Source organism: Rubinisphaera italica, assembly GCF_007859715.1.
GTDB classification, from domain to species: domain Bacteria; phylum Planctomycetota; class Planctomycetia; order Planctomycetales; family Planctomycetaceae; genus Rubinisphaera; species Rubinisphaera italica.
The window spans coordinates 2,959,730-2,977,212 of record NZ_SJPG01000001.1; the positions used below are offsets into that span (position 1 = coordinate 2,959,730).

The window sequence follows — 17,483 nt, forward strand, 5'->3', positions numbered from 1 at the left end:
TTTGCGACATACCGTGGTCTACCAAACATCAGTCAGGTCGGAGCCCCTCTGGTCGGCACTCGCAGCTCCAACAGTCACACAAGCTATGTTAACTCCCCTTCAAACGTTATGCTGAATACATCAGCGAATGCTTATACTGATGACCACAGAACTCAATAAATGGAGCGGACATGGAAAAGAATAGAATTTCACACTCTCGGCGTCAGTTTCTGGGAACAGTTACCGCAGGCAGTGCGGCGGTACTTGCTCCGATGATTGTTCCCTCTTCTGCACTTGGGCGAGACGGGGCTGTTGCTCCCAGCGAACGGATTGTCGTAGGAGGCATCGGTATTGGACGCCGGGGTGGATACGATCTTGGCTGCTTTCTTCAACAGAAAGATGTGCAGTTTGTAGCCGTGGCTGATATCAAAGCACAACGCCAGGGTGAAGTGAAGAAGATAGTTGACACCCATCATGGTAACGAAAACTGCAAAACGTATCGGGACTTTCGCGACGTCCTCGACCGGGATGATATCGATGCCGTGCTGATCGCAACCGGACCGAACTGGCACGCCACGGCAGCGATGACAGCAGCCAAAGCTGGCAAGGACATGTACTGCGAAAAGCCAGTCACGAAGAACATCATTCAAAGTCTGATTCTGGCAGACACAATGCGCAGAACCGGACGAGTCTTTCAGGCAGGAACGCAGCGACGCAATCTGCCTCACTTTTCGTTTGCCTGCGAGTTGGCTCGCACCGGAAAGCTTGGCAAGCTCCAGAAAGTTTACGCGCATCCGGCCGGGATGCAGGCAATGATGAGTGGCTGGCTCGTTCCTGAAGAAGTTCCTGACCAGGATGTGGTCGACTGGGATATGTATCTTGGGCCAGCGGCCTGGCGTCCTTATAACAAGAAGTTGCTGGATGGGTTCAACTTTGAAAAAGGAGGTGGATTCGTCGGAGCCTTCAATGGTGGCGGCGTGTTGGAATGGGGATCACACTGCGTCGATCTGTGTCAATGGGCCGTCGACGATAGTTTGCCACCGGTGGAATACAATGCTCCCAAAAATGGCGAGCTGATGGCTCGTTACGAAAATGGTACGCAATTGATTTTTCGGGAGAAAGGCTGGATTCCGTTGGGATCCTGTCCGGTTCGATTTGAAGGCGAAACCGGCTGGGTGGAAGCGGGCGATAGTGGCAAATTGGTTTTGAGTTCGCCAGAACTACTCGCAGGCAGATCCGTAGAAGAGATCGGTGGCTACCCGGCGACGTTCCACGTGCGCGACTTCCTGGACTGTGTGAAAACTCGCAGCCAACCGAAAGGGAATGCTCAGGCGGCGTGCAACGCTCATATCGCCTGCCATGCGGCAAACATCGCCTTGTTATTGAATCGTCAGGTGAAGTTCGATAACGCAACCAATACTTTTATCGACGACGTCGAAGCGAATCGATTGAGATCCGAAGCACTTCGAGAACCGTGGAGGCTGTAACCCTGTAGCTCTTTTTCTGACAGCTGACCAGTTAACGATTCTCTCATTCCAGGACCATCATCATGCTGAATTCTCTCCAGCGCAATGTCATTTGTTTCACTGCCCTGTTCGTAGCACTATGTGCGAATTCGTTATGGGCATTTCAAACGCCAGGTTCATCGTCTGGACAGGAACAACAGCTGCTGGCTGTGCTTCAATCCGATGCACCAGCTGCGGAAAAGGCTCTCGTGTGCAAGAGCCTGGCGATCTATGGATCTGACGCGGCTGTTCCCGAACTGGCCAAACTCCTTCCAAACCCTCAGCTTTCCTCGTGGGCGAGAATTGCCCTGGAAGCTATCCCCGGCGAAGCCTCAAACGAAGCTCTCAGGAACGCAGCTGATTCATTGAAAGGTCGACTGCTCGTTGGTGTCATCAACTCAATTAGTTTCCGGCAAGACGAGAAAGCCGTTGAGTTACTGATCGCGAAACTCAACGACTCCGACAACGAAGTCGCAGCTGCTGCCGCAGTTGCACTTGGACATATCGGCAATACAGACGCAACCCAGGCACTTCGAGAGGCCTTAGCCTCGGCACCCGTAGAACAGCGATCGGCGATTGCTGAAGGCTGTGTGTTGAGTGCAGAGCGATTACATAACGAGGGCAATTCTGTAGAGGCCATGGAAATCTATGATGAAGTCCGTCATGCAGATGTCCCCCTGCAACGCATCATTGAAGCGACTCGCGGAGCGATCCTGACCCGGAAACAGGAAGGCATCCCATTGTTAATCGAAACCTTCCGTTCGCAGGACAAGAAGATGTTTCAACTGGCATTGGGAACCGCTCGTGAGTTTCCAGGTGGCGAAGTCGATCAGGCCTTAGCTGAAGAATTGTCGAAAACTTCTCCTGAACGGGCTGCGTTACTGATTCAAGCCATGGCAGACCGCCCCGAAACTGTTTCTTTGCCTGTCGTTCTGGACGCTGCGAAACAAGGGGACAAACAGGTTCGCCTGTCTGCTCTTCATGCCCTGCAAAGAGTTGGAGATGATACCTGTCTTTCAGCATTACTGGCCATTGCAACCGATTCCGATGAGGAACTTGCCGCAGCTGCGCAAGCCACTCTCGCTGCTTTGCCGGGACAAAATGTCAACCAGAGAATTGCTGAGCAATTGCCGCAAGCCACAGGCGAACAGTATCTGATTTTACTTCAGTTGATCGGCCAACGACGTATCGACAGCAATGTCGAAGATGTCGAACAGGCCCTGAACAATCCCAACGCGAATGTTCGCAGCGCTGCATTCATTGCTTTAGGTGAAATCGTTTCCCTGAAAAAACTCTCTGTACTTTTGTCACAAGTTGTTCAACCTGGCCACGCAGAAGATTTGCCAGTCGCGAAACTGGCATTGAAAACCGCCAGTGTTCGCATGCCCGATCGTGAAGCCTGTGCTGCAGAATTAGCAGCAGCTATGAAAGATGCACCTGTCTCTGCCCAAACGACCTTGCTGGAAATTCTAACTGATGTCGGTGGCAGCAATGCACTCCAAACGCTTGCCTCGGCTGCCAAAAGTGATGAGCCGGAACTTCAGGATACTGCGAGCCGTTTACTCGGCACATGGAACTCAGTCGCAGCGGCTCCTGTGTTGTTGGATCTGGCAAAGACAGCGCCGGCGGAAAAGTACCGAGTTCGAGCACTGCGCGGCTACCTTGGACTGGCCCGGAAATTTTCCATGCCCGATGATCAGCGAACCGAAATGTGCCAAAATGCGTTCACTGCAACGAATCGTATTTCTGAACACCGCTTGGCACTCGATGTCCTTCAATTACACCCCAGTCCATCCGGATTGAAACAGGCAATTGATGCAATGGATATGCCCAATCTGAAAACCGACGCCACCGCCACAGCGATGGTGATCGCCCAAAAGCTTGGCAAGAAGGGAATCAAAGTCAACCAACTCATGTCCAGCGCCGGGTTCGAGAAGGTGAAGCTGGAAATTGTGAAAGCAGAGTATGGTGCGGGATCTCAACAAAAAGATGTCACCGACATCCTGAGAAAACAGGCAAGCGACTCACTCCTGATCCGACTTGCGGCTTCTGGTTACAATGCCAGCTTCGGCGGCGACCCCGCTCCCGGTGTCGTCAAACAACTGAAAATCCAATACCGCATCAACGACAAAGCCAGCGAAGCCACCTTCGCAGAAAATGCCTTGATTCTTCTTCCGCTTCCTAAGTAAATCCGCATCGACCTCAGTCAACTCAGGTAGAACAGATCCCTTTACGAGAGGCACTATGCGAATATTTTTCATAACGATGCTCGCTATTTCTTGCGGCGATGGCGTTCAGGCTGCCGAGCCGAACCGTCAGGGGATTGACTTTTTTGAGGCAAAATTCGCCCGATGCTGGTCACCCATTGTTACGAGTGTCATTCTGCGGAAGCCGTTGCGAAAAACAAGCTGAAAGGAGGATTGCTGCTCGGCTCACGCGGGGCGAGTCAACAGGAAGGAGAAAGCGGACAAGCCATCGTTCCCGGTAAGCCGGATGAAAGCCTGCTGATCAGTGCACTTCAACATGTTGACTTTCAGATGCCCCCCAAGGGGAAGCTGCCTTCTCAGGCCCTTCCGCTTTCTGTCGCCTATAGCCCACAAGATAGAACTCGGAGCTCTTCGATGCCTTGAATTCCGTAGGAAACGCATTGCCAGAGAGGTCGTAGCAGACTCGCATCGCGTTTTCACCCTTAATTTCATAAATCGCAAGGATGATTTTCCCCTTGTTGGGGCCGGACACACTCTTGATGGCCATACGCATCGGCGTGACGGTTTCGTCGAGAATAAACATGCCCTTGTCTGGCTGTTCCTCGCCAGTGATGGTCACCTCATATTTATCACCTGCAATTTTGAGTGTAATGGCATCAACTGAGGGCTTCGGCAATAGGACTCCCTGAAGCATCGCTGCTTTAGGTTTCCAGATTCTGTCAAACTGAAAGTCCACCACCTTAGGCGTACTTGCAGCGTCTGAGGGGCCTTTTGTATTCGCATCCTCAGCATGACAGTCACACACCGAAAGGCATAGGATCAGAATGTTCAGTATAAGCTTCATGGTATCACCTGTGACGTGGAGTTCAGCATTTCTTCGTTGGCTAACGGGGAGCGTAACCGGGCGGATGCCCAAAAACTCTGATTTCAAAATCCGTGTGATCGGCGTTTCCTGTTCACCGCTTTGTTCTGCCTATTCGGCATCGCTGTGTGACGTGACACCCTCCTGAGGTGGCGGCGCAATGATGACTGCCACATACGGGAGCCCCTCTTCGATCTTAAACCGCTTTCCTTCTTGACCAGCACGCAACCGCATGGGGCCAACTGCCCGACTACCTGGTTCATCCAACAGCGTAATGTTCGCCCCGCTACCGCCTGGCGTCCAGCCTGCAACGCGAACCAACAGGCGACCGTTCTTCCGTTCAGGAATGTCTCCGCCGACAGGGCAATAGGAGTGCTTCCCGTCAAGACTGCCACCCCATACGCGATTGTCTATGGCATCGTCCGCAAGCAGCCCATCACAAACAGGCACCCAGTCTGTGACAGCAAAATACTCGGTTTCGCCCAGCTCTTTGAGCTGCTCTGCAACCCAAGCCTCAACGACAGGGCCGTCCTGCTTAGGAGTGTGTGAGGTGACGGGCACGATGACTTTAACGAACACCTGGTTGAACTGGAGACGCATGATCGACTCCGGCGTAGGCTCCTGAGCGGGTAACTCGGCAGCAATGATTGCTACCATGTTGACGATCAGTAGACAAACGAAACTAGGGCATCTCATTCTGAACCTCACCACGTGGTAATAATGGCATAACGTCCAGCGTAACCGGACGGCGACGTTACTCGTTTGTTTCAGTTTCCTCTGGATTCGTCGCTCCGGTTCACACAATTGTTAGCTCGCTATTGTAAGATTTCGCAGTGTTAGGCTATTGACTGTGAAGGGTTTTGATGGGATCAAAGTGCGTGGTTCAGCTCGTTTGCGTTGAATCGCTGGACCGGCCATACCTTGCCATTCGAGTCAATAATCGCGAGTGAGGAGCAACCGAGGGCCAATAAATCAGACAGTTTAAGGTTTACAACCTGTGACTCTTGGGGATTAAGGACAATTTTAGAAAAGCTTGTGAGGGCCTGTTTTTCTGTCGGGATACCATTTTGATCGTCCTCGGCGAGACGCGGCTTGGGGAAGTGTCTCTGATTGTTGCCGTCACGCCCCTCCACGGCAACGAGCTTGAGTTTTTCCTGACCTTGATTTTGCATTTTGAGTGTGAGTTCGTCCCCGTTCCTTTCGGCGACTACGACCAATGGTCCACGGCCGGATGACCAACCAATCTTGGTGAAGAACCAATCGGTTAGCGAGTCAAACGCGCTGTCAATGAAAAATAAGAGTGCCACGAGGATGGCACAGCCCAGACCGATTACGACATAGATAATAACCTGGAAGTCCATAGTGGTCCAATTGAAGGGGATGTTGCCAAATAACGCTTGAGGTAACCCGGCGGCGGCCAAGTGACTTTGATTTCAAAACCCGCGTCATCCGCCGCTCGGGTTGACCGATTTGTTATTTTGCTTTTCAGAACCCGCGTGGATGGCTTGAAAGCCAGTCGGCAAAACGAGCTTTGAGTTGATCGCGACTTTGTCTGTTTGGAAGTATGAAATCTGCGCCACCATTATACGGATGACAGATCCAATTTGCAGTAGGGCAGACGATCATTGTATCGACGATCTTCCAGTCGGCCACCAATCTGAGTATTGGATCGAAGATCCCGGGTTTCCATTTCCATTCGCTTATGAACAGATAGCGATAGTAGTTTTCGCTATCAGCAGGATCAGCCTTGAAAGTCCAATCGCACCGCGCGGAAGGATCAAGTGCAACTAGCGGCGAATCTGCTCGAGTCGGGGTTGTGGTTTCTCCAAATTCCGTGGAGGCCAGCAGTAGCGGCACGTCCTGTGTTGCGAGCTGATCAAGTACGGCGTTGTGTCGATGCAGAATGATCTGGTATTCGGTTTCGTTTTCCGCGTACCGCTTGGACTCCGGCAACGAATGGAAACGTACCCATCGTTCCGGATATGCGTCACGAAGCAGGTAAGGTATCGCGGCGCACGTCGGAAACTCGGACCGCCAGAACGCCTCGAACTTCAAGTGTCAGCTGCCTTTGCAAAATAACTAATTGATAGACAGATTTAACTTCTGTCTATCAATTTTGATCTTCTGGATATCACTTCTCATCATTATTCATCGATGGATCGATGACTGTCAACCAGCGGAAGTATATTGAGATTCTCATTGACTGCGATTCCAATGAGAAAGCCACTTTCAACCACTTCACCCAGATTGCATGATCAGTTATGCTAATAGCTCAGAGCCAACCATTACACTTATCGGACTGTACAGGCTAAGTCTACTGGATGGAGCGTTTTCCAGGTTATCATCGAGACTGTCATCATCGAGCCTGGCGGCATCTCCGTGGTAGGAGAAAGGCAGAAGTCGAGCAATATCTGACCTAGCTGGCGGTGGAGAGAGATGTCGCTCCTTCAACATGAAATCGGGCTTACTCCGCTCTTCACTTCTAATAGCCCATTGAGTAAAAAGCGGTCCGATTTCAAGCACTTATGAGCCAGTTCCAAGCAGAAGATGCAGACAATACGACAGCCGAAACGAAGGCAGACGATGAGTCCACGAGCTAGTTGATCGATACCGAGAAAGAGCATTGCGGGTCCTCCTGTGAAAAGAGGAAGTGAGGCCTTCTCCATACGGAGAACCACCTCGCTGTTTGGGAACTGCACTTACATCGATATCAAAGAATTGCCTGTAATCGTAAATTGTTCGCGATGCTGAATTATTTTTTAGTCGTCAATTCAAAGTCATAAACCTGGGAGTCGTCGAATTCGACCGTGGCTTCGTGCGGCGTAGTCATTGGACTCACCAAAGCTGCAGGAACAGTTTCTTCGGCACCTACGTTCATTGGACCTTCCGTAGCCGTCCGCGAGTTCCAGAATGTACCATCCTGCAGCATAAATCTGCTGAACGTCACTTTGTAAACACCCGGTAACACGCCGGGGTAATCAGACATCTCTACTCCGGCACCTCCTGGAGGCGAATAAAGAGTATAAACTCCGTTCTCATCGGTGCGTCCCATTGCAATCCGAGTAATTTTGGTCGAGCCCTCCGTCGGGGTGAACGTTACATCGACTCCTGCTGCCGGACTGCCATCAACCGTGACTGTTCCCTGGAGTTTTGTCAATTCGGACAAATAGTCCGGTTTTGAACTGGTGCCGCCACAACCAAGCTGGCATATAACAAACAAACTGGCCAGGATTCGCGTCTGAAATTGCATACTTATCATCAGGCATTCTCGGATTCAGATTTTCTTGATGTCAATAAAAAAGCCGACGACTCATTCACGCGAAGCGTCGGCGGCTTGAAACCTCTTCTTTCCAGCGTAAACCGCTGGAGAGGAATAGCGACTATATTTCGCCCAGGACCTGACCGTCAGCCATACGACACAAGTTGCTAATCGTTACCGAACTTGCGTTTTCGCTGATGAATCGGACAGAACCATCAGCCATCAGAATCTGCATGCCGCCAACATGGTAGCTGCCTCCGTACCCCCAGCTGCCCAGCTTGGGAGAACGATCGATTCCAGCGTAGGTGTGATTGTTGATTCCAAACGTGGGGTCAATTCCCGGTTGTAACCACCCACGGTAGCCGTATGGATTCGCGGAACCATTATGAATTTCAAACTTCTGCTCGCCCATCGCGAATGTGTTGCTGGTTCCATCGGTAATATCCCGCATCCGCGCTTTGCTGTTGTCGCCGAAGATACGGCGGACCGATCCTGTATCGGTTGACCAGTTATTACAGTCTGAATGCCTGTAATTAGCGTACACGATAAAGTCGTAGCTCGTTTTACGTCCACCGATGCCAGGCGCTGCACGATATGCTGCGGTGGTGGCTGTCAAATCATTGCCACTCGGCTGTGACGGACAGGTGAAGACATCGATTACCGTTTGATGCCGGGAGGCATTTCCGGATGCTAAGGGGTCACCCATAACAGTTGCCGTAGACCCACCCCCGATACATGTCTGCTGGGTTCCATAAACACCTCCTGCATTGTCCGACATCGCAACGTTGAAATCGTATGCGTCATAAAGATTGGCTTGTTCCAGAAACGGCAACAGCATCAACAGACCGTTTGTGTTCATAACCTGACAATTGGCTTTGCCCGTGCCCGTATAGACAGTCGAGCAAACTCCCTTGTTGTACACAGAGGCTGGAAACACCCCATGGGTATCGTGATAATTATGCAAAGCGAGACCGAGTTGCTTGAAGTTGTTTTTACAGCTGGTTCTCCGAGCCGCTTCTCGGGCCTGTTGCACTGCAGGAAGCAGGAGTGCAACCAGTATGGCAATGATCGCGATCACGACCAAAAGCTCGATGAGTGTAAATCCCTTTTTGTTCTTCATTGGAATCCCCTATATTTAAAACAGATAAAATTTGCCATAGTGACGATATCTCGTTACATCATTCATTCTCAGCAAAACTTGAGCCACAATCGTTTTTAATTCAATATTCCCGGAAATCGCAGTCCGCAAATGGACAAATTGATTTCATGTGCTCGAAGCGTGAATCTTTTTCCAACACCGATGCACACATAAAAGGCAACGCTACAGGCCATGCCATCGCATTCATTCATAACGACGGAGTTCATTCCGCCAAACGGCTTGATCAATTCCGCGACGAAATCAGCCCGTCGTTAAAACCGCAGACTTCAACCACAGCTTTGAACGATTCGTTGAGCTCAGCACAGCGTTGCGTGAGTTGGTCAAAGAATTGCAAAACTTTGACTTAACGCGTGGATACAAAAAGAGGGGTCAGTTGTCGTGTATGTGATCGATACCGAGAAAGAGTGAGTGTGATTCCCCAGCAATCGGGGAATCGCAATTCCCATTCATTGACAACACATTCATCGAGACCAAAGGACTCGGTCAGAAAATAGAGGAATGTTGCGACAAGCTGTGGAGCGGCTTCCCTGGCCCTTTGCCAGTGGCAGAGGGCTGTTATCACAGTCCCCCCCTTTTAACTAAACGCTTATCGGGTCGTTGCTACTTCACTTTCTCAAGTTTTGGAGCCTTCCAAGTGCCATCGAGTGCGACTTCTTTTGGCCAATAGAGGCGCATATACGTCGCAAATGGTCCCTTGGGGGCAGGTAGCCAGTTCGCTTCCAACTCTTTGCCCGGAGATTCGTTCTGGATGTAAATCGTCAGTCCGCCGTCGGCGTCTTTCTTCAACTCCGGTAGCATTGGCGACTTGATGAGGTAGCGGTTGATGGGATTGGCCACCAGCAGGCTTTGAGGAAGCTCGTACATCGTCAGCGACCAGAATGCATTGACCGTAGGATATTCCCCTGGCGCAAAGTGTAGTGTGTAATTGTCGCTGCCGGTGAGTGGCTGGCCTTCACTGTCCACGCGATAGATCGGATACATTGCCTCCGCCTGGGCATTGCCGTAGATGCCGATTGTGCCGAGCCAGCGGTATAAGTAATTGTCACTCAAGGTTTCGCGGGAGCCGAAGATATCTCCAGAGGTGAGTTTTCCTTCATTTAGCTCTTTGACGCCACCGGCAAAGGCCTCCCAGGCGTCGGCACGGCCCTGCTCAATAGCTGTCCTCATTTCGGGCGAGAGTTTGGCGGGGTCGAAGGTCTTGCCACCCTCGATACCAATCGTGGCAAAGCTTTCCCGAAGTGCCTTCTCATTCGGCAACGTCAGGCAGTAACCCAGCACGAAATTCATGATGTTGAAGAAATCCAGCGACGTCTTCTCATCTTCTTTGGTCAGCGGCTTGATGAAGTCCACGACTGGCGCGGCCTGTGGTGGCGTGGTTCCCAGGAACGTAGACAAAGGCTGCATGTTGTATTGGGCCTGGATCTTCTAAACATTGTCGATATCGGCCGGATTGAACAACTGTGTGCGGAACGCGACCATGCCGAAGTGCGTATCGAACGTGTATACCTTCTTGATGCCTTCAGGTGTTTCGCCTTTCCAGTCCGGCCCGACCAGCAAGAAATTGCCGGCTTCATTGCCAGTTGTTCTCGATCTGGCGTAGCCAGCAATGTACGTGTAAGCATCCCACCTCTGAATGCTGGAATAGCGTTCCTTCTCGATCGCCGACACAGCAATCACGATTGGCTCGGTACGCAAATCCAGCCCGCCATAGAATACGGTGTATCCGAATTCGGTGTCTGTATCGCGGTATCGGCAGGCGTGTAGACTCGGCCAACACTCTTAATGTGATTCCAAGTTGCCTTGAAACCAGGATCGTTCTCGTCCACGTAATAGGCACACTGAATGCGGTAGTTATCTACCAGTGGGTAACCATAAGTGTAGGCTTCTTTGCCGATGGCGCGGGCCTCAGCTGGTGTCACGGCCTCCGCCTGTGCCAATACAGGCATGGTGTTCACTGCAGTGATCGCTATAATTGTTATGATAGTTCTTGGATTCACTTGAGTTTTCCTTTAGGTTGTGGATGATCTAGCGGTTGTGGTTAAGTCGAAATTTTAAATATTCAATCAGTTCGAATTCGCCTGGCTTCCAGGTCTTGTCGAACCAGCTCTTCTCGGGGCCATACAGACGCAGCAGCACACTCCAGCCTTTGCCGGGAACGGTCTCTGAATCCAATTATTTTCATGCCCCTTGGGGGCCGTTGGGCCGAACCAGACATCCACCGAACCGTCGGCATTGATGTCGATTTCTTTGTTTTTACTGCCTATGCTTGGGAACTGCTGGTCGGACTGCAGTTCCGAGCAGGTCTGGTTGTCATACACAACGAAGGACCAGAAGTCCTTGGCCGGGATGTTCGGTGACAACTGAATCTTATAGGTATTGGCACCGTCTAGCGGACTGCCCTTGGAGTCGGTAGTCGCCATTACGTATTGCGAGCCGACGCCCACCATATTGAATGCCATCGCCGGGGTGACGCCGGTGAGTTGTATTGATACAGGACACGTGCTGCCAGGTGGCGTACGCCCGGTTGCGAGAGGAAATGATAGCCGCCACCGACAAAAGGGAAGAACCATGTGCTGCCCGGATTGTGGTATGCCTACTTAATCCGAGGCTTAAATCGATGGTACGTGCTGTGGCATTGTCCACGGCTACGGCTTCGGTGAGCGACTTCTTGAGTTTTTCGACTGGATTAAAGGTTTTACCTTTCTCGATGACGATCGCCGCGAGCATGCCGAGGATTTCCGGGCTATAGGCCTCGTTCGGCTCCGCCTGGACGATCTCGTTGATGTCCTCGAAAAAGCTGAAGTCGTTGCCGCCGATGGTATTGCAAGCCTTGTGCAATCTTAGCGATAGTTGTTCAGTCATGTCGACCAGATGGCCTTTTAATCCTTTTTATAAATTTGATTCTTCTACTCAAAAACGAGCCGTCGATGAATCCAACTTGACGATGCTCAAGCACGATCGAACATGAAGCAACTGAAACGAGGTATGGGAAATCCTCCCCGAATGTATGGTCCAAATCGTGACCGAGAATAATGGAAAGCAGCAATTCTGCGATCTGAACTTTGCCCGGGTTTGGCTGGAACGCCACACTGTTGTCTATTACTCTGTAATAAAGAAGTGTGATTTTCATAATCTGTGAACCAGTTCATCCTCCAAAAAATAATTAATGCCCGCAATTTACTGAAGACTCGAACTGTCTTATGCCTTTGATTGATTTGAACAATGTCACGAAGACCTATGATCTGGGGGAGATCAAGGTCGAGGCTCTCAAAAATGCGACGTTTTCCATCGAACGGGGTGAGTATGTGGCGTTGATTGGTCCATCCGGTTCGGGGAAGTCGACGCTGATGAACACCTTGGGTTGCCTGGATCGTCCGACTGCCGGAAGCTATCTGCTTGATGGCGAAGAGGTTGTCACGATGACGAAAAATCAGCGGGCTTCGTTGCGGAATCGACAACTCGGTTTTGTTTTTCAGAATTTCAACTTGCTGGCTCGCACATCGGCTCTCGAAAATGTCGAACTTCCACTGCTTTACACGAAGGGAATCAGTGCGCGAGAACGATATCAGCGTGCGGTCGATTCCCTGAAAAGCGTGGGGTTGGGAGATCGATTCGATCACCACCCCAGCCAATTATCCGGAGGTCAACAGCAACGAGTCGCAATTGCCCGGGCTCTCGTGAATCGTCCGTCCATCCTGATGGGGGATGAGCCGACCGGAAATCTCGATTCCAAAACCAGCAGGGATGTCATTCGACTGTTTCGAGAGCTGAATCAATCCCGACAACTGACTGTCATCATCGTGACTCATGACCAGAATGTCGCGAAAAATGCTGATCGAATTATTGCTATGCACGACGGTGAAATTATCGCCGACACCTGCAACTTCGAAGAGGCGATGGAATCGTTACAGGCCTCAGAATCGTTACTGTCGGAATAAAAATGATATTCAAACGGTGACGACGTTGGGGATATGTGCAAAGATCTGCCGATATTTTGAGGTATGTCAATCCGTAGAATCGACAGAATGGGACTGCTTGTATTGATTGCAATAATCGGAATGACCGGTTGCAGTCGATTCAGAAAAGCACGTGCCGTTGTGATTCCCGAACAACGGACAATTGAATATCGAAACCCGGAATCACTGCCCATTACCCCGCTGCCTTCGTATGCCAAGCCTCGAACTGTCTCTAATCCCTTAAATGGATTGGCTCCGCTGCAGTTATCCTTAGACGAAGCAATACGCATTGCCCTGAAAAACTCGGAAGTTGTACGCGTCCTGGGAGGTTTCACGGCTTCTTCATCGGGACGAACGATTTACGATCCGGGTATTGTCAATACAACCATCGATCAGGCACGCGGTCGATTTGATCCGAATCTTTCGATCAACAACACGTTCAACCAGAACGAAACCGCTCAATCGATCTTCACTCCCGGACCACCCGGAGCGGCTATTATTGAAAGTCAGACGGACGGTTACACTCTCGACAGCAGTTTGACAGATTTGAATGCGGTGGGGGGCACATCTTCAGTGCGTGTCGGGGTGACTTATTCCGATACCGAACCAATTGGTCCACCGCTCAATCCTCAGGCGAATCATTTTGCGGAACTCAGCTATGTCCAGCCCTTGCTTCAAGGCGGAGGAGCCAAGGCGAATCTCGCACCGATTCTGATTGCCAATATCGATACGGAACGTTCTTTCTTTCAGTATAAGTCGAGCGTGCAGCAACTGGTTCGCGGAGTGATTGAAGGGTACTGGTCTCTCGTGTTTGCCCGCACCGATCGCTGGGCCAGGCAGCAACAGGTGGAGCAGGCCGAGTTTGCCTATGAACGTGAACTCAGCAGAAAGGCCCGCGGCCTGGGCGATCTGGGCGATGTCGCACAAACCCGGGTTGCTCTCACCAATTTTCGGGCCACTCTGGTCGCAGCCAAGTCGAATGTGCTGCAGCGTGAGTCTGCTCTGTTGAACATTATGGGTTTGTCTCCGACTGAAGTCGGTGAAGTGATTCCACTCACGCCTCCCCATAAACAACGCCTCGAATTCAATTGGGACGAACTAATTGCACTGGCGGAACGGTATCGACCTGATCTGATCGAATTAAAATTGATCATCGAAGCTGACCAGCAGCGAATTCTTCTTGCCCAGAATAATGCCCAGCCTCGTCTGGATGCCGTCGCACTGTACCGTTGGGATGGACTGGAAGGTCGTGCCCCCTCCGGAGCCGGGGTGGGCAGCAATGGCGTGACAGACTGGACGTTAGGTGTGAATTTCTCAGTCCCTCTGGGACTTCGTCAGGCCCGCGCGAATGTCCGACAACAGGAACTGATTGTGCAAAGAGACTTTGCCAATCTGGATCAGGGCGTCCACAATGCTCTCCATCTGGTGGCTTTGAGTGTACGAACGCAGGATCAGCTCTACGAACAATACGAGGCACAACTCGATGCCCGCGATGCTGCTCAGGATAATTTACGGGTTCAGAAAGCGGAGTTTGCTAACGGGAGAACCATCTTCCTGAATGTTCTCCAGGCAATCGTCGACTGGGGAAATACCGTCAGTGCCGAGGCTCAGTCACTCACTCAATACAATACAGAGTTAGCGAACCTGGAAGTGCAGACAGGTACCATTCTCGAAGTTCATGGCGTACGATTCATGGAAGAACGGCAGAAATTTGCCGGGCCCTGCTCGTTGTGTGATGAGAAGGTTTTCTATCCTTCTGCAATCACTCCGACGGAAAACAATCCCCATTATGAAGTGGGTAACGAACCGGCTGAAGAAGCGTTTGATCTGGACGATCCTCTCGACAAAAACAAGTCTCCAAAAAGAAAACCATTCGATTTGCCCGAGCCAATTCTGCCGATGCCGTTTCTTGAGGATGAGGTAGGGATGGAAAGAACGCAGCCGCTGTTCCCAGATCAATCGCCTCCTGTCTTTCCGTTACCGGAAGAGACAACACTGCCTGAAGAAACAACACGTTCATTATTCGTACCGCAGGGCATCGATCGGATCGAGTTGACTAGCCCGCCGGGCGGGATAAAAACCGAAGAAGATCCCCACCGCGGCAGCAAATAATATTGCAGTCACTGCTGCCGGTAGCGAGACCACAATCGGCCATTCCACGCTCGGCGAGAAGGAATTGATCAGCATCGTGATCCCTGTCGAACCGGCTATCCCGAGCAGAAAGCCAATCACTCCTCCAAGACTGGAAAGCAGGACCGACTCGACCAGGAATTGCATCAGAATATCTCTGCCGGTTGCGCCGACAGCCATTCGGATTCCAATTTCCCGGGTCCGTTCGGTCACCGAAACCAGCATGATATTCATGATACCAACGCCACCGACCAGCAGCGAAATCCCGGCAATGGCAGCGAGCATGGCGGTGATGGTTCCGGTCACCACGCCGAAGATGTTCGCAATTTCGGTCGTATTCTGAACCTGAAAATCGTTCGCCTGACCGGGAGCGATCCGATGCCGGTTCGCCAGCAGGTTTTTGATTTCATTCTCGGCAGCCGACATCAAATCGACAGATCGTGCAGAGACCATCACTGCATTTACTTCATTGAAACTGGAGCCGTACAAACGTTTGCGAACAGTCGTGTAGGGCATGAGGAGGACATTGTCCTGATCGTCGCCAACAATGTTGGCCCCCTTCTCGGCCAGCACGCCAATCACACGAAAAGGGATATTACGAATCCGAATCGTCTCACCGATGGGGTTCATCGTCTGAAACAATTTGACGGCAACGGTTTGTCCAATCACACAGACTTTACTCGCGGCATTCACATCCTGTTCGGCAAAGAATCCTCCCAGTCGCAAGTCCCAGTTTCTCACCAGTAGATAATCCGGCCCGACGCCAAACATCTCTTTCGGACTCCAGTTCACGTTCCCGTAAATCACCTGACCACCGGCTCCCACTAGTGAGGAAGACGCCAGGACGGAAGGACATTCGTCAGAAATCGCAATCGCATCTTCTGCAGTCAACGAGGGTAGACTTCCCTGCCGTACGCCACCCCGCTTGCCAGTCCCCGGCAAAACGACAATCACATTTGTGCCCAGAGCCTGAAACTGACTTTGAATCAACTGACCTGCACTTTCACCCACCGAGACCATCGTCGTGACGGCTGCAATGCCAATGACGACGCCCAGAACTGTCAGCGCAGCTCGCATCTTGTTTTTCATCAAGGCTCGTATGGCAATTCGCAGCGTGATCATATTTGCCGTTCAATTGAATCTAAAAATATTGGAATCACTTCGATTTCACACCGATGACCAGTTCCTGGTCGGCTTTCAAATCTCCCGAGACCATTTCCGTGAATTTATAATCACTGATCCCCATCACCACTTCAATTGCCCGTAACAAATCTCCTTCTCTCACCCAGACGTGCCTTTTCTGACTTTCCAGATGAGCCTCGGCAATGAGATCGGCGGGTTTTGCTTTTGTGACGGATTCTCCTGCCTCAAAAGCGGTGTCGGTCCCGTCGAGAATTTTGTGATCTTCCGGCCGGACATGTTCCCGTTTCGGATAGTACCTCAAAGCGGCATTGGGGATTTTAGTGACATCGAATTTTTCCTGAATCTTAAAGGAAATTTCTGCGGTCATGCCTGGCAGGAGTTTGAGATCCTCATTGGAAGCAGTGACAACCACGGGATAAGTGACAACATTCTGAGTGATTGCAGAACTCAAGCGAATCTGTGAGATCGTTCCCGAAAACAGTTCTCCCGGATAGGCATCAACTGTGAATTTCACCGTTTGACCCGCTTCCTGAGCCTGACGAATCAGACCGATGTCGGCTTCATCGACCGAAGCAAACACGTGCATTTCTTTCCGCATATCGGGTGCAATGATAAACAGTTCGGGCGTTTGAAATTGAGCAGCAAGTGTTTGTCCGGGATCGATTTTCCGGTCAATCACGACTCCATCGACTGGAGAACGAATTTTCGTATACTCCAGATTTGCCAGCGAGTTCTTCAAATTCGCCTCGGCCTGATCGATATTCGCCTTGGCGACAATCAACTCGGCATCGAGCGCCATTCGAGAAAATTTATACTGATCCAGTTCCGTTTGTGAAATGAAATCTTCATTGTCCTGACTCAACCCCATCGCCCGCCGCTCGTCGTTGACTGCATTTTGCAGTCTCGCAAGAATGCGTGTGACTTCAGCTTTTCGAGTGGCCAGAATGGCTTGATCCCTCGCGACACTCGCTTCGTAAATTCGCGGATCAATTTCTGCCAGCAACTGATCCTTCTCGACCTCATCGTTAAAGTCGACATGCAAATGCGTGATGGGACCGGAAACAAACGAGCCAACATGCACGGACAGAACCGGCTCGATATTGCCCGTCGCATTGACAATACTCGAAATTGTTCCCAACTCCGTTTTCTCAGTACGAAATTCAGGCTGATTTCGTTTTTTGTAATACTCCATCGCAGGCTTGTAGGCAAAATACCCGGCGCCCCCGATGACAAGGGCAATCAAAAACAACTTGAAAATTAACTTCATGAACTCTATGACCGAG

At 51.1% G+C, this 17,483-nt stretch carries 14 protein-coding genes and 3 pseudogenes; 5 read left to right on the plus strand and 12 right to left on the minus strand.

Annotation, left to right across the window (positions count from 1 at the left end; genetic code table 11):
* Window positions 1-170: 170 nt before the first annotated feature.
* From Pan54_RS11045 to Pan54_RS26785, 3 genes and pseudogenes are all read left to right on the plus strand, one after another.
* Complete coding sequence (locus Pan54_RS11045; protein ID WP_146503539.1) at window positions 171-1,466, plus strand: Gfo/Idh/MocA family protein; 1,296 nt, start codon at window positions 171-173, stop codon at window positions 1,464-1,466.
* Window positions 1,467-1,528: 62 nt separating this feature from the next.
* On the plus strand, window positions 1,529-3,673 hold the full coding sequence (locus Pan54_RS11050; protein ID WP_146503540.1) for a HEAT repeat domain-containing protein: 2,145 nt from the start codon (window positions 1,529-1,531) through the stop codon (window positions 3,671-3,673).
* 162 nt (window positions 3,674-3,835) lie between these two features.
* Window positions 3,836-3,976: pseudogene (locus Pan54_RS26785) on the plus strand (c-type cytochrome domain-containing protein); the annotation flags it as partial.
* Between the two features lie 16 nt (window positions 3,977-3,992).
* Here the strand turns inward: Pan54_RS26785 and Pan54_RS11060 are convergent.
* From Pan54_RS11060 to Pan54_RS26095, 10 genes and pseudogenes are all read right to left on the minus strand, one after another.
* Entirely contained in the window at window positions 3,993-4,535 is a 543-nt protein-coding gene (locus Pan54_RS11060) for a TIGR03067 domain-containing protein (protein ID WP_146503541.1), read from the minus strand.
* Window positions 4,536-4,664: 129 nt separating this feature from the next.
* Window positions 4,665-5,210 (minus strand): hypothetical protein, encoded by a 546-nt coding sequence (locus Pan54_RS11065; RefSeq protein WP_146503542.1) that lies wholly within the window; start codon window positions 5,208-5,210, stop codon window positions 4,665-4,667.
* Window positions 5,211-5,422: 212 nt separating this feature from the next.
* Window positions 5,423-5,974 carry a hypothetical protein gene (locus tag Pan54_RS11070; RefSeq protein ID WP_146503543.1) on the minus strand — a complete coding sequence of 184 codons (552 nt, stop codon included), beginning with the start codon at window positions 5,972-5,974 and terminating at the stop codon, window positions 5,423-5,425.
* Window positions 5,975-6,038: 64 nt separating this feature from the next.
* Window positions 6,039-6,608: a DUF3885 domain-containing protein gene (locus tag Pan54_RS11075; RefSeq protein WP_146503544.1), complete on the minus strand. Its 570-nt coding sequence runs from the start codon at window positions 6,606-6,608 to the stop codon at window positions 6,039-6,041.
* 697 nt (window positions 6,609-7,305) lie between these two features.
* Window positions 7,306-7,803 (minus strand): hydroxyisourate hydrolase, encoded by a 498-nt coding sequence (locus Pan54_RS11080; protein WP_146503545.1) that lies wholly within the window; start codon window positions 7,801-7,803, stop codon window positions 7,306-7,308.
* A 130-nt stretch (window positions 7,804-7,933) separates the two neighbouring features.
* A complete protein-coding gene (locus tag Pan54_RS11085; protein WP_146503546.1) occupies window positions 7,934-8,932 on the minus strand; it encodes a DUF1559 domain-containing protein in 999 nt (332 codons plus the stop codon).
* Between the two features lie 639 nt (window positions 8,933-9,571).
* Window positions 9,572-10,917 (minus strand): annotated as a pseudogene (locus tag Pan54_RS26790) (DUF1254 domain-containing protein).
* 79 nt (window positions 10,918-10,996) lie between these two features.
* Entirely contained in the window at window positions 10,997-11,143 is a 147-nt protein-coding gene (locus Pan54_RS26335; protein ID WP_242631282.1) for a hypothetical protein, read from the minus strand.
* A 44-nt stretch (window positions 11,144-11,187) separates the two neighbouring features.
* Window positions 11,188-11,430: pseudogene (locus Pan54_RS26795) on the minus strand (DUF1214 domain-containing protein); the annotation flags it as partial.
* Window positions 11,339-11,833, minus strand: coding sequence for a hypothetical protein (locus tag Pan54_RS26095; RefSeq protein ID WP_207310114.1), 495 nt, complete (start codon window positions 11,831-11,833; stop codon window positions 11,339-11,341). The pseudogene Pan54_RS26795 and the gene Pan54_RS26095, both read right to left, overlap by 92 nt.
* A gap of 338 nt (window positions 11,834-12,171) precedes the next feature.
* Between Pan54_RS26095 and Pan54_RS11100 the strand changes: the two genes are divergently transcribed.
* Together Pan54_RS11100 and Pan54_RS11105 are read left to right on the plus strand one after the other, a co-directional pair.
* Entirely contained in the window at window positions 12,172-12,909 is a 738-nt protein-coding gene (locus Pan54_RS11100) for an ABC transporter ATP-binding protein (RefSeq protein WP_146503547.1), read from the plus strand.
* A gap of 87 nt (window positions 12,910-12,996) precedes the next feature.
* Window positions 12,997-15,039 carry a TolC family protein gene (locus Pan54_RS11105; RefSeq protein WP_165441723.1) on the plus strand — a complete coding sequence of 681 codons (2,043 nt, stop codon included), beginning with the start codon at window positions 12,997-12,999 and terminating at the stop codon, window positions 15,037-15,039.
* Here Pan54_RS11105 and Pan54_RS11110 read toward each other — a convergent pair.
* Together Pan54_RS11110 and Pan54_RS11115 are read right to left on the minus strand one after the other, a co-directional pair.
* On the minus strand, window positions 14,947-16,179 hold the full coding sequence (locus Pan54_RS11110) for an ABC transporter permease (protein WP_146503549.1): 1,233 nt from the start codon (window positions 16,177-16,179) through the stop codon (window positions 14,947-14,949). The two genes, Pan54_RS11105 and Pan54_RS11110, sit on opposite strands and share 93 nt — an antisense overlap.
* A 34-nt stretch (window positions 16,180-16,213) precedes the next feature.
* A complete protein-coding gene (locus tag Pan54_RS11115; RefSeq protein WP_165441724.1) occupies window positions 16,214-17,467 on the minus strand; it encodes an efflux RND transporter periplasmic adaptor subunit in 1,254 nt (417 codons plus the stop codon).
* Between the last annotated feature and the right edge of the window lie 16 nt (window positions 17,468-17,483).